Here is a 12,936-nt window from a genome sequence, read left to right as displayed (position 1 = left end):
GCATGACTAACAAAATCATCCTTGCACTCGAAGCAGAGCAGATGACCAAAGAGATCCCTACCTTTGCCCCGGGCGACACCATTGTCGTTCAGGTGAAAGTGAAGGAAGGCGACCGTTCGCGTCTGCAAGCGTTCGAAGGCGTGGTAATCGCCAAGCGTAACCGTGGTGTGAACAGTGCTTTCACTGTTCGTAAAATCTCCAACGGTGTTGGCGTAGAGCGTACTTTCCAGACCTACAGCCCGCAAATCGACAGCATGGCTGTGAAACGTCGCGGTGACGTACGCAAAGCCAAGCTGTACTACCTGCGTGACCTGTCCGGTAAAGCAGCTCGCATCAAGGAAAAACTGGCTTAAGTCCAGCTTCCCGATGCAGAAAGAAGCAGCCTACGGGCTGCTTTTTTGTGCCCGCGATTCAAGGTCTGCGATAGGATCTGTCCGACCAGTCCCTTGCTTGAGTTCCCATGCCCGCCATTGACCACCCTTTGATTGATCGCTTTCTTGATGCGCTCTGGCTGGAGAAAGGCCTGTCGGACAACACCCGCCAGGCTTACCGCAGTGACCTGGCCCTGTTCAACGGTTGGTTGCAGGAGAAAAACCTGGAGCTGGCCAATGCCGGGCGTGAGTTGATCCTCGACCACCTGGCCTGGCGCCTCGAACAGCATTACAAGCCCCGTTCGACTGCGAGATTTCTCTCCGGTGTGCGTGGCTTTTATCGCTATTTGTTGCGCGAAAAGCTCATCGCAACCGATCCAACGCTACAGGTCGATATGCCGCAATTGGGCAGGCCTCTTCCCAAGTCTTTGTCGGAAGCTGACGTAGAAGCGCTGTTGGCCGCTCCCGATCTCAGTGAAGCCATCGGCCAGCGCGATCGCGCCATGCTGGAAGTGCTTTACGCCTGCGGACTGCGGGTGACCGAGTTGATCAGCCTGACCCTGGAGCAGGTCAATTTGCGCCAGGGTGTGTTGCGGGTGATGGGCAAGGGCAGCAAGGAGCGCCTGGTGCCGATGGGTGAGGAAGCGATTGTGTGGGTCGAGCGTTACATGCGCGATGCGCGCAACGAATTGCTCGGCGGCCGCCCCAGTGATGTGCTGTTTCCCAGCCTGCGCGGCGAGCAGATGACCCGCCAGACCTTCTGGCACCGCATCAAGCATCAGGCCAAGGTTGCCGGGATCGGCAAGACGCTGTCGCCGCACACTCTGCGCCATGCATTCGCCACGCACTTGCTCAACCATGGCGCGGATTTGCGTGTCGTGCAGATGCTGCTCGGGCACAGTGACCTGTCCACCACGCAGATTTACACCCATGTCGCGCGGGCGCGCTTGCAGGATATGCACGCCAAGCACCATCCGCGCGGCTGAAAAATCCCAATTTACCCTGCCACGGGCTGCCCTGCGGCCCAACTGTGGTAGGCTTTGTCGGTTCGCAAAGGCGACGGTCACACCCCCATTTTCCAATCGGCGTACCTGCACCGTCCCTGCATCTGCCTTCAGGAGTTCCCATGCGCTTGACCCAGATTATTGCCGCCGCAGCCATTGCGTTGGTTTCCACCTTTGCTGTCGCCGATGATGCGGCCGAGCAGGCCATTCGCAAGAGTCTGGTCAACCTGCAGCTCGACACCCCCATCGAAAGCATCAGCGCCAGCCCGATGGCCGGCCTGTATGAAGTCAAGCTCAAGGGCAGCCGCGTGCTGTACGCCAGTGCCGACGGCCAGTACATCGTTCAGGGCTACCTGTTCCAGCTCAAGGACGGCAAGCCGGTCAACCTGACCGAGAAAGCCGAGCGCCTTGGCGTGTCCAAGCTGATCAACGGTATTCCGGTGGCTGAAACCGTGGTGTACCCGGCCATCGGTGAAACCAAGACCCACATCACCGTGTTCACCGACACCACCTGCCCGTACTGCCACAAGCTGCACGCCGAAGTGCCTGCGCTGAACAAGCTGGGGGTGGAAGTGCGCTACGTCGCGTTCCCGCGCCAGGGCCTGGGCTCGCCGGGTGATGAGCAGTTGCAAGCGGTCTGGTGCTCGGCCGACAAGAAGGCGGCCATGGACAAGATGGTCGACGGCAAGGAAATCAAGGCGGCCAAATGCGCCAACCCGGTTTCCAAGCAGTTCGCCCTGGGCCAGTCCATCGGCGTGAACGGCACGCCGGCCATCGTTTTGGCCGACGGCCAGGTGATTCCGGGCTACCAGCCGGCACCACAAGTTGCCAAACTGGCACTGGGTGCCAAGTAAGCATTTATCGTCGAGCCTTTGACGAGCATGGCCCGCCGAACCGTCGGCGGGCCATTAATTGAGAGCCGCAGTTGTGCGGCTGTGTTCCACGGCCGACCTTGAGTCGGCCGTTTCATGGGGAGTTCTTCAGTGAAACCGGTCAAAGTAGGCATCTGTGGGTTAGGGACCGTCGGTGGCGGCACCTTCAACGTACTTCAGCGTAACGCTGAAGAAATTTCCCGCCGTGCAGGGCGCGAGATTGAAGTGGCTCAGATTGCCACGCGTTCGCCAAAGCCTCAGTTCGAAACGACCGGTATTGCGATTACCCACGATGTGTTCGCCGTGGCCACCAACCCTGAAATCGATATCGTCATCGAACTGGTGGGCGGCTACACCGTGGCCCGCGAGCTGGTGCTCATGGCCATCGACAACGGCAAGCACGTGGTCACCGCCAATAAGGCGCTGATCGCCGTGCATGGCAACGAGATCTTCGCCAGGGCGCGTGAAAAGGGCGTGATCGTGGCGTTCGAAGCAGCGGTGGCCGGTGGCATCCCGGTGATCAAGGCGATCCGTGAAGGCCTGTCTGCCAACCGCATCAACTGGGTGGCCGGCATCATCAACGGCACCGGTAACTTCATCCTCACCGAAATGCGCGAGAAGGGCCGTACCTTCGAAGACGTGTTGGCCGAAGCCCAGGCCCTGGGTTACGCCGAAGCCGACCCGACCTTTGACGTGGAAGGCATCGATGCGGCCCACAAGCTGACCATCCTGGCGTCCATCGCCTTTGGTATCCCGCTGCAGTTTGACAAAGCCTACACCGAAGGCATCACCAAGCTGACCACCGCCGACGTGAACTACGCCGAAGCCCTGGGCTACCGCATCAAGCACCTCGGTGTGGCGCGCAGCACCCCGGCCGGTATCGAATTGCGTGTGCACCCGACGCTGATCCCGGCCGACCGCCTGATCGCCAACGTCAATGGCGTGATGAACGCGGTGATGGTCAACGGTGACGCCGCCGGCTCCACCCTGTTCTACGGCGCCGGCGCCGGCATGGAGCCGACCGCTTCATCGGTGATCGCCGACCTGGTGGACGTGGTTCGCGCCATGACCAGCGACCCGGAAAACCGCGTGCCGCACCTGGCCTTCCAGCCGGACTCGCTGTCGGCCCACCCGATCCTGCCGATCGAAGCCTGCGAAAGTGCCTACTACCTGCGCATCCAGGCCCAGGATCATCCGGGCGTGTTGGCCCAGGTGGCCAGCATCCTGTCGGAGCGCGGAATCAACATCGAATCGATCATGCAGAAGGAAGTCGAGGAGCAGAACGGCCAGGTGCCGATGATCCTGCTGACCCACCGCGTGCTCGAACAGCATATCAACGATGCCATCCGAGCCCTCGAAGCTCTCCAAGGCGTGGTTGGGCCGGTCGTCCGTATCCGCGTCGAACATTTGAATTAATTCAGCTGCAAGCTATTAGCTGCAAGCTGCAAGTAAGAGCCTATTCGCTCTTGACTTGCAGCTTGCAGCTTGAAGCTTGAAGCCCAAACCGAAGGTTTGCCTCCTATGCGTTACATCAGCACCCGCGGCCAGGCACCGGCCCTGAATTTCGAAGACGTTCTGCTGGCAGGCCTTGCCACCGACGGCGGCCTGTACGTGCCGGAAAACCTGCCGCGCTTCACCCAGGAAGAAATCGCTTCCTGGGCCGGCCTGCCGTACCACGAACTGGCGTTCCGTGTAATGCGCCCGTTCGTCACCGGCAGCATTCCGGATGCGGACTTCAAAAAGATCCTGGAAGAAACCTACGGCGTATTTTCCCACAGCGCCATCGCGCCCCTGCGCCAGCTGAACGGCAACGAGTGGGTGCTTGAGCTGTTCCACGGCCCCACCCTGGCGTTCAAGGACTTCGCCCTGCAATTGCTCGGTCGCCTGCTGGACTACGTGCTGGAGAAACGCGGCGAGCGCGTGGTGATCATCGGCGCCACCTCGGGTGACACCGGCTCGGCGGCCATCGAAGGCTGCAAGCACTGCGAAAACGTCGACATCTTCATCCTGCACCCGCACAAGCGCGTGTCGGAGGTGCAGCGTCGCCAGATGACCACCCTGTTTGGTGAGAACATCCACAACATCGCCATCGACGGCAACTTCGATGACTGCCAGGAAATGGTCAAGAACAGCTTCGCCGACCAGAGCTTCCTCAAAGGTACACGCCTGGTGGCGGTGAATTCGATCAACTGGGCGCGGATCATGGCCCAGATCGTCTACTACTTCCACGCGTCCCTGCAGCTGGGCGGCCCGGCGCGTTCGGTGTCGTTCTCGGTGCCGACCGGCAACTTCGGCGACATCTTCGCCGGCTACCTGGCACGCAACATGGGCCTGCCGATCAATCAATTGATTGTTGCGACCAACCGCAACGACATCCTGCACCGCTTCATGAGCGGCAACCAGTACGTCAAGGAAACCCTGCACGCCACGCTGTCGCCGTCGATGGACATCATGGTCTCGTCGAACTTCGAACGCCTGCTGTTCGACATGCACGGTCGCAATGGCGCGGCGCTGGCCGAGCTGATGAACAGCTTCAAGCAAGGTGGCGGTTTCAGCGTCGAGCAAGAGCGCTGGACCGAAACCCGCAAGCTGTTCGACTCCTTGGCAGTGGACGACGCGCAGACGTGCGAAACCATCGCTGAAGTCTATGCCCAGACCGGCGAGCTGCTCGACCCGCACACCGCCATCGGAGTGAAAGCCGCCCGCGAGTGCCGTCGCAGCCTGGATATCCCGATGGTGATCCTGGGCACCGCGCACCCGGTCAAATTCCCGGAAGCGGTGGAGCAGGCCGGTGTCGGCAAGGCCTTGGAGCTGCCCAAGCACCTGACTGATCTGTTTGAGCGCGAAGAGCGTTACACGGTGTTGGATAACGACCTGAAGGCGGTGCAGGCGTTTGTCAGCCAGCATGGCAATCGGGGTAAGCCGCTGTAAGGCGCACCGCATAGACAAAAACGCCGCGTTCCCTTCCCAGGATCAGCGGCGTTTTTTGTTTCTGGCGGGCCCGCCAGTCATATCGTCTACGTGAGTAGCTTGTGGGCCAGCGCCATTACCGTGCCAACAGCCGTAAAGAAGCCTATTGCGATGCCCACGGGGTACCAGAAGATCTCACGGGTTATCTTGTGGACTTCAGCATTGAACTTGCGTTGTTCGGCATAGATGCGTGATATGTCCGCGTGAATTTTCTCGATCGAAGCTTGTTGTTCATTGTGTTCCAGCATCCTCTTCATCCTTTGTGGTAAGGGACTCATGACATGCACTCTGCCCGCACGGCAGGGTGATCAGCGCTCACCGAGTATAGGATTCACTCCTGGCCTGCGCGCTCGGCGTACCCCAAAACCGCAACCCATTGCGTAAGCAGTTATGTGCTGCCGTTTTTTACCTGTCATGTTGCAAGCGCATGCTGGATACGTCATCCCCGCACAGCCCTTGAAAGACGAAAAAGCGAACTTTCCTACGTTACGACCGGTCACTTAGGAGAGATGCAGCACCCGTTGAAACGATTGTTCCCGAACTATTGAGTGGTGATCGAGATGGAAAGTATCAGCCTGTTGCTCGAAGAAGCACTGAGCCCTTATCTGGTTACGCTGACCACCTCTGGTGTGCAGGGCGAATGCCTGGTGACCGTGAAGAACCCCGGTGGCGCCATCATGGTCGAGCGCGAAGTCAACCGCGCACAGCTGACCGACAAGCGCGCGCTGGTGGATGTGGTGGATTGTCTGCTGCGCGATTTGAAAATCGCTGAAGGTCGACTCGAGCCCTCGGTCATCGCAGCCTTGCGAAATGCCGCCATGACACGAAACCCGGTCTGCGCATGAAGAATTATTTATCCTTCGAAACTTCCTACAACACGGCCGGTCAGAGTTTGTAACAGCAAGAGCAAACATTGTGCTCCGGTGTTTGTGGCTTGTTGTACTGGTCTTTGTAGATCACGTTTAACCCCGAGTTGTCTCCCCACTCCTCGGGGTTTCTTTTTGCCTGGGATTTGGCACAGCGCGCCCTGCGAACGCAAACGGGTCATGCTGTCGCGCAGTATTCGTTGAATGCCCTCGCCATCGGTTAGACTGGTCGCCTTTCCTTGTCCTAGAAGCCCGTTCATGGCCCAGCCGTCCACGACCTACAAATTCGAACTCAATCTCACCGACCTTGACCGTTCGGTGTACGAGAGCGTCAAGCAAACCATCGCCCGTCACCCTTCGGAAACCGAAGAGCGCATGACCGTGCGCCTGCTGGCCTACGCCCTCTGGTACAACGAGCAATTGGCGTTCGGCCGTGGCTTGTCGGACGTCGACGAGCCGGCCCTGTGGGAAAAGAGCCTGGATGACCGGGTATTGCACTGGATCGAAGTCGGCCAGCCGGATGCCGACCGCCTGACCTGGTGCTCGCGCCGTACCGAACGTACCAGCCTGCTGGCGTATGGCAGCCTGCGCGTGTGGGAAGGCAAGGTCGTGCCGGTGGCGAAAAACCTGAAAAACGTGCACATCGCTGCCGTGCCCCAGGAAATCCTCGAGGTTCTGGCCAAGGACATGCCTCGCGTGATCAAGTGGGATGTGATGATCAGCGAAGGCACGATCTTCGTCACCGATGACCGTGGCCAGCACGAAGTGCAGCTGGAATGGCTGGTTGGCGGACGTGATTGAACATGTGGGAGGGGGCTTGCTCCCGATAGCGGTGGATCAGTCACACCATCATTGACTGACACTTAGCTATCGGGAGCAAGCCCCCTCCCACATTTGATCTTTGTTGAAGCTTGAATTGTCGTTTAACCCTTGTATCAGTAGAGAAGTTATCCCCACCGTATGCGTATCGAACCCCGTCCCTTGCCCGCCGTCCTGCCTTTCCTCGGTGAATTGCCACCGCTGCTGACCCGTCTCTACGCCGCGCGCGGGGTGCAATCGGAAGCCGAGCTGGACAAGAGTCTGGCGCGGTTGATTCCCTATCAGCAGCTCAAGGGCATCGATGCCGCTGTCGACCTGCTGGTCACGGCGCTGGAGCAGCGCCAGCGCATCCTGATCGTCGGTGACTTCGACGCCGACGGCGCCACCGCCAGCACCGTCGGCACACTGGGCCTGCGTTTGCTCGGTGCGGCCCACGTCGATTACCTGGTGCCCAACCGCTTCGAATATGGCTACGGCCTGACGCCGGAGATCGTGGCGGTGGCGCTGCAGCGCGAGCCGCAGTTGCTGATCACCGTGGATAACGGCATCTCCAGCGTCGAGGGCGTGGCGGCGGCGAAGGCGGCGGGGTTGAAGGTGCTGGTGACGGATCACCACTTGCCGGGCGATGAACTGCCGGCGGCGGACGCGATCGTCAATCCGAACCAGCCGGACTGTACCTTCCCCAGCAAGGCGCTGGCCGGTGTCGGCGTGATCTTCTACGTGTTGATGGCCCTGCGTGCGCGCTTGCGCAGCCTGGGCTGGTACGACAACAGCCCGCAGCCGAACATTGGTGAGTTGCTCGACCTGGTGGCCCTTGGCAGCGTTGCCGACGTGGTGCCGCTGGACGCCAACAACCGCATCCTCGTCCATCAGGGCCTGGAACGTATTCGTGCCGGTCGAGCGCGGCCTGGGATCAAGGCAATCCTTGAAGTGGCCAAGCGCGACCATGCCCGTATCACCTCCACTGACCTCGGTTTTATCCTTGGCCCGCGCCTGAATGCGGCCGGGCGCCTGGATGACATGAGCCTGGGCATCGAATGCCTGCTCACCACGGACATTGCCGCCGCACGGGAAATGGCCGCTCAACTGGACGGCATGAACCAGGATCGCAAATCCATCGAGCAAGGCATGCAGCGCGAAGCCCTGGCCCAGCTCAAGGATTTGCCGGTCGAATCGATGCCGTACGGCTTGTGCCTGTTCGACCCGGAGTGGCACCAAGGGGTGATCGGGATCCTGGCGTCGCGCATGAAAGAGCGCTATTTCCGTCCCACCATCGCCTTTGCCGATGCCGGTGATGGCCTGCTCAAGGGCTCCGGGCGTTCCGTACAGGGCTTTCATATCCGTGACGCGCTGGCGGTGGTTGCCAGCCAGCATCCCAACCTGATTGCCAAATATGGCGGTCATGCGATGGCGGCTGGCCTGACCCTGCCCGAAGCGAATTTCCCGTTATTTGCGCAAGCCTTCGATGCCGAGGTGCGTCGGCAACTGCGCGAAGAAGACCTCACCGGTCGGCTGCTCTCCGACGGCACCCTGGCGGTGGAAGAGTTTCACCTGGAGTTGGCCCGCGCACTGCGCCATGCCGGCCCGTGGGGGCAGCACTTTCCCGAGCCATTGTTTCACGGCGTGTTCCAGTTGGTGGAGCAGCGAGTGGTCGGCGAGCGGCACTTGAAGGTGGTGCTCAAGAGCGAATGCGGCTCGGTGAAGCTCGATGGCATTGCGTTTGGAGTCGACCGTGAAGTCTGGCCGAACCCGACGGTGCGTTGGGTGGAGTTGGCCTACAAGCTGGATGTGAACGAGTATCGCGGGAATGAAACGGTGCAGTTGATGATTGCGCATATCGAACCGCGTTAGATCCAACTGACACCGGGATATAAATGTGGGAGGGGGCTTGCTCCCGATAGCGGTGGATCAGTCACAGCATCATTGGCTGACAGTCAGCTATCGGGAGCAAGCCCCCTCCCACATTTGGTTGCGTGTACAGCCTGGAATTACTCGGCTTTGGCCTGATGCTTGACGATGATATCCACCAGCCGCTTGGCCAGCGCCGGATAGTTTTCATCGAAGTGATGCCCGCCGGGCAGCTTGATGGCTTCGCCGACGGCGGTCTTGTCGGTGCAGCCGCTCTCGTCGACTTCCTCGGCGCCGTAGATGCACACCACCTTGTCTGCTGGCAGCTTGGCCATTTCCGGGCCGGTCGCGGCTTCTTTGCCGGCGTTGCCCAGCCAGCCTTCCACTTCAATCTCAAAGCTGCCGGTGCGGGCGAAGGCCAGCAAGATGATTGCGTCGACCCGTTGCTGTTCGTTTGCCGGCATGCGGTTATAGATGGCCGGCAGGACGTCGGCGCCAAACGAATAACCGGTCAGCACGAAGCGCTTGGTGCCCCATTTCTGCCGGTAGTGCTGCATCAGCTCGGTAAGGTCCTTGGCGCTTTGTTCCGGGGTCTTGTGCTGCCAGTAGTAGCGCAGGGTGTCGATGCCGACCACCGGGTAGCCGATCTTCGCCATCTCGCCGGCCACGTCGCGGTCTAGGTCACGCCAGCCGCCGTCACCGGAGAGGAACAGGGTTACGGTGTCCTTGGCCTGGCCTGCCGGCACTTCCACCACCGGAATCGCCAGGCCGCCGTTGTCCGAACCTACCAGTTGCTTGCGCAGCTCGTTGTTCAGCACTTGCGGGTAATGAATGTCGTAGTCGCTGATGCTGGTAGTGGCACGCGGTGTGTCGCGTACGAAACTGGCGCTTTCATCGTCAGGGTTGTCGTTCCATGCCACCAGCCAGTTGCCATGGGCGGCGGTTTTCGGCAGCGGGTCGTTGCAGCCTTCCTGTTTCAGGGCGAAGCCGACGGAGATGGCGTTGGCCTTGTCGTCGGTCTGTGTGGCCAGCCAGCGCCAGGCGAGCGCCGCGCCAGGGCCGATGCCGCTGACCAGGGTCGCCGGGCCTTTGAGTTGGCCCAGGGCGCTTTGCAGCGCCTTCTCCTGCAGGGCGCAGTCATCTTTAGGCAGCACCACTTGCACGATCTGCGCCGAGCCGCCCTGGCTCAGGGCGATCAGCTGGCTGTCGGTGAGGGTTTCGTCGGCCATCACGGCCACCGCCACGCGGGCTTTGGCGGTGCTCGCCGGGGTCACGCGGGTCATCGTCGAACCGTCGGCCTGGGGCAACTGCTCCAGGGTTGGCTGTGGGGCAGGGCGGTTCCAGTACCAATAGCCGCCGCCCAGGATCAGCGCGAGCAGCACAACAAAGGCCAATACATACCGCCAGGAGCGTCGAATCATCAGCGTTTCACCAATCCAGTCAAGCCGCCCGCGATCAGGGCGGCGGTATCGGCCAGTGCCACCAGCGGATCAAGTCCTGCGGGCACGGCCATGTAACGGGGTTCCCAGTCAGGCTGGAACTTGTCTTTGAAGCGGCGCAAACCTTGGAAGTTATACAGTTGCTCGCCACGGCGGAACACCATCGAGCCCAAGCGTTGGGTCAGTGGCGCGCCACGCCGTGGTTGCAGGCCCGACAACGGCACCATGCCGAGGCTGAAGCGGGCGTAGCCGTGGTTCTTATAATGTTGAATCAGGCCGACCATCATGAACTCCATGGTCAGCTTCGGCGCGTCCGGGTGGGCGCGCATCAGGTCGAGACTGGCCAGGTCATGGTTGTACGTCTCGAGCAGGTTGGCGAAGGCCACCGGGCGCCCTTCGAAGCGAATGATCGCGATCCGAAAGTGCTTGAGGTAGTCGTCGCTGAAGCGGCCCAGGGAGAAACCTTTTTCACGCACATTCTTACCGGTTAGCCAGGCGTCCGAGATAACTTTTAATTCATCCATCGGCGCCGTGCCCGGCTCGCAGATCTCCAGGGACAGGCCGTCCCGGGTGCCACGGTTCCAGGTGTAGCGCAAATCCTTCATCTCTTTGCCCTTGGCTTCCAGGTCAAAGCGTTTCAGGTCGACGCGGGCTTCTTCGCCCAGCTTGATCGCAGTGAGGCCGATATCCATGTAGTACGGCAGGTTCTCGGCGCGTACCTGATAGAACACCGGCCGTGCGTGGTGAATGTCGCACAGGTCGCGGAACTGCCAGATCATCTCGGCGCGCGGTTGAGTCGGGCCGATTGGATCATACAGCGCCACCAGGCTGCGCCCGCGACGGGCGTACATCAGGAAGGCTTCATCGTTGGGGTGGAACAGCAACGCCTTGTCGCCGGTCAGCGCCAGGCCGCCGTCGGGTTGGGAGGAGGCCATCAAGATTTTGCTGGCGCGCTCCAGTTCATCCGGGGTCGGCAGGTGGATCACTGGGCGCGCGGTACGCAGCAGCCAGGTCAGCGACACGATCACCAGCAATACGGCGGCACCCAGCAAGGAACGCAAGCCACGCGGGGCGTTGGCATCGAGGGTGAACTGCCACCAGAGTTGATGGCTGTAAGGCACATCTTGATAGGCAAACAGCAACAGCCAGATCGACGCGCCCAACACGCAGACGCTGGCCACCAGGTACAGCGGCGAGAAGGGCAGTTCGGTCAAGCGGCTGGCGCGGTAGAACGAGCGCCGGAAGATCGCCAGCAGCACGGCGGTCATGGTCATCAGGCTGGCTTCTTCCCAGTCGAAGCCCTTGAGCAGTGAGAGCAGGGCGCCGACCAGCAGCAGCACCATGGTCAGCATCCAGGCGGCTGACAAACGTCGACGCAGGCCTTGGGCCAGCAATAGGCACAGCACGCCGATCAGGCTGGCACCGAAGTGCGACGCGTCAATCAGGCGGTGGGGAATCAGGAAGCCGATGTTTTCCAGGCGTGAATCGATCTCCGGCGTGGCGCCGGAAAACAGCAGGACCACGCCGGACAAAAAAACCAGTACGGCCAGCACCGGTGCCGCAAGGCCGGATGCGACGCGCAGGCTCTGCTGAGTCTGGAACAGGCGCTGGGCCTCGTTGATCAGCAGGAAGATACAGGCGATCAACAGCGGCAACACCACGTAGATCATCCGGTATAAGAGCAGGGCCGCAGCCAGTGGCGCAGCGCCGAGTGTGTCGGCGAAGGCCGCCAGCAGGATCGCTTCGAAAACCCCTACGCCTCCCGGTACATGGCTGAGCACGCCGGCGGCCAGGGCCAGCAGGTACACCAACAGGAACGGGCCGAAGGGCGGTGCTTCGGGCAGCAGCATATAAAGGACAGCGGCTGCGGCGGCGACGTCCAGCGCGGTGATGACCAATTGCAGGAACGTCAGGCGACGGCCAGGCAGGCGCAGGGTGCGGCGCCCGGCCTTGACCAGCAGGTTATCCGGGTAGGGTTGTTCCGGCAGGCGACGGCGATAGATACCGATGCACAGCATGGCCGACAACAGCAGCACCGCACCGGCGACACCGCCCAGCAGGCTCTGCGGTAAATGCAGGTAGGTCGATGCCGCCGGCAGGTTGCTCAGCGTGGCCAACGCGGCCAGTGGCGGCAGCGCGCAGCCCAGCGCCAGGCTGGCGAACACGGTCATGTGGGCGACTTCCGACGCACCAATGCCGTGGCGTGCATATAAACGGTAGCGCACCGAGCCGCCCGAGAGCATCGACAGGCCAATGGCGTTGCCGATGGCAAAGGCAGTGAAGCCGCCCAGGGCCAGGGTCTTGGCCGGCAGTTTCACGCCGGCGTAACGTGCGCCGGAAAATTCATAGCCCAACAGAATGATGAAGCCGGCCACCGCTGCCGCGAACGCGCCGAGCAAGGCCGGTTTAGGCACCTCCAGGATCGAGTCGTGGAGCGCGTAGAGGTCGAGTTCCAACAACAGGTGTCGGCAGGCGATCAGGGCAATTGCAAACAGCAGCAACGTAACGGCCAGGCCGATGGGCTGACGGTATTTGCTCAACAGATCCAGCCAACGCAAACGAGTGGGAGCGATCGGTTGTTCCGCTGTGACAGTGTCGTGTGGTTCAGACGAGTTGGCGCGCATCAATCACCTCGTGGATTGTGCGCGACAGGATGGAGGTATCCAGCCAAGTTACCAATCCCTATGGACAAAATAATTACAAATATTAACGCGGATCACCAAGTGCGGCGACTGCGGCCATTGGTC

Annotated in this window: 11 protein-coding genes; 8 read left to right on the top strand and 3 right to left on the bottom strand. The window is 61.0% G+C overall.

The window, feature by feature from the left end:
* Positions 1 to 2: 2 nt before the first annotated feature.
* The 5 genes from rplS to thrC all read left to right on the top strand — a co-directional run bounded on the left by rplS (position 3) and on the right by thrC (position 5,178).
* A complete protein-coding gene (gene rplS / locus C4J89_RS21375) occupies positions 3 to 353 on the top strand; it encodes a 50S ribosomal protein L19 (RefSeq protein ID WP_003175895.1) in 351 nt (116 codons plus the stop codon).
* A gap of 107 nt (positions 354 to 460) precedes the next feature.
* Complete coding sequence (gene xerD, locus C4J89_RS21370; RefSeq protein ID WP_124364256.1) at positions 461 to 1,357, top strand: site-specific tyrosine recombinase XerD; 897 nt, start codon at positions 461 to 463, stop codon at positions 1,355 to 1,357.
* A gap of 140 nt (positions 1,358 to 1,497) precedes the next feature.
* Positions 1,498 to 2,229 (top strand): thioredoxin fold domain-containing protein, encoded by a 732-nt coding sequence (locus C4J89_RS21365; RefSeq protein ID WP_057723916.1) that lies wholly within the window; start codon positions 1,498 to 1,500, stop codon positions 2,227 to 2,229.
* Positions 2,230 to 2,358: 129 nt separating this feature from the next.
* Positions 2,359 to 3,663: a homoserine dehydrogenase gene (locus C4J89_RS21360; protein ID WP_124364255.1), complete on the top strand. Its 1,305-nt coding sequence runs from the start codon at positions 2,359 to 2,361 to the stop codon at positions 3,661 to 3,663.
* Positions 3,664 to 3,768: 105 nt separating this feature from the next.
* Positions 3,769 to 5,178 carry a threonine synthase gene (gene thrC, locus C4J89_RS21355; RefSeq protein WP_124415514.1) on the top strand — a complete coding sequence of 470 codons (1,410 nt, stop codon included), beginning with the start codon at positions 3,769 to 3,771 and terminating at the stop codon, positions 5,176 to 5,178.
* A gap of 86 nt (positions 5,179 to 5,264) precedes the next feature.
* Here thrC and C4J89_RS21350 read toward each other — a convergent pair whose 3' ends face one another.
* A complete protein-coding gene (locus C4J89_RS21350; protein ID WP_057723913.1) occupies positions 5,265 to 5,465 on the bottom strand; it encodes a hypothetical protein in 201 nt (66 codons plus the stop codon).
* 312 nt (positions 5,466 to 5,777) lie between these two features.
* Between C4J89_RS21350 and C4J89_RS21345 the strand changes: the two genes are divergently transcribed.
* From C4J89_RS21345 to recJ, 3 genes are all read left to right on the top strand, one after another.
* Positions 5,778 to 6,062 (top strand): DUF3509 domain-containing protein, encoded by a 285-nt coding sequence (locus C4J89_RS21345; protein ID WP_124364253.1) that lies wholly within the window; start codon positions 5,778 to 5,780, stop codon positions 6,060 to 6,062.
* 279 nt (positions 6,063 to 6,341) lie between these two features.
* The gene (locus tag C4J89_RS21340; RefSeq protein WP_124368227.1) at positions 6,342 to 6,884 is read left to right on the top strand and encodes a YaeQ family protein; all 543 of its coding nucleotides are present in this window, start codon (positions 6,342 to 6,344) and stop codon (positions 6,882 to 6,884) included.
* A 159-nt stretch (positions 6,885 to 7,043) separates the two neighbouring features.
* Positions 7,044 to 8,753 (top strand): single-stranded-DNA-specific exonuclease RecJ, encoded by a 1,710-nt coding sequence (gene recJ / locus C4J89_RS21335; RefSeq protein WP_124415513.1) that lies wholly within the window; start codon positions 7,044 to 7,046, stop codon positions 8,751 to 8,753.
* A 137-nt stretch (positions 8,754 to 8,890) separates the two neighbouring features.
* On the opposite strand, the gene C4J89_RS21330 is transcribed toward recJ, so the two are convergent.
* Entirely contained in the window at positions 8,891 to 10,171 is a 1,281-nt protein-coding gene (locus tag C4J89_RS21330) for a virulence factor family protein (RefSeq protein ID WP_124415512.1), read from the bottom strand.
* Positions 10,171 to 12,813, bottom strand: coding sequence for a bifunctional lysylphosphatidylglycerol flippase/synthetase MprF (gene mprF / locus C4J89_RS21325; RefSeq protein ID WP_124371741.1), 2,643 nt, complete (start codon positions 12,811 to 12,813; stop codon positions 10,171 to 10,173). The genes C4J89_RS21330 and mprF overlap by 1 nt, the downstream gene beginning before the upstream one ends.
* Positions 12,814 to 12,936 lie beyond the last annotated feature (123 nt).

The organism is Pseudomonas sp. R4-35-07, assembly GCF_003852235.1.
In the GTDB taxonomy this organism is placed as follows: domain Bacteria; phylum Pseudomonadota; class Gammaproteobacteria; order Pseudomonadales; family Pseudomonadaceae; genus Aquipseudomonas.
The sequence above is the reverse complement of the archived record's forward strand: the minus strand, read 5'-3'. Positions and strand labels throughout refer to the sequence as shown.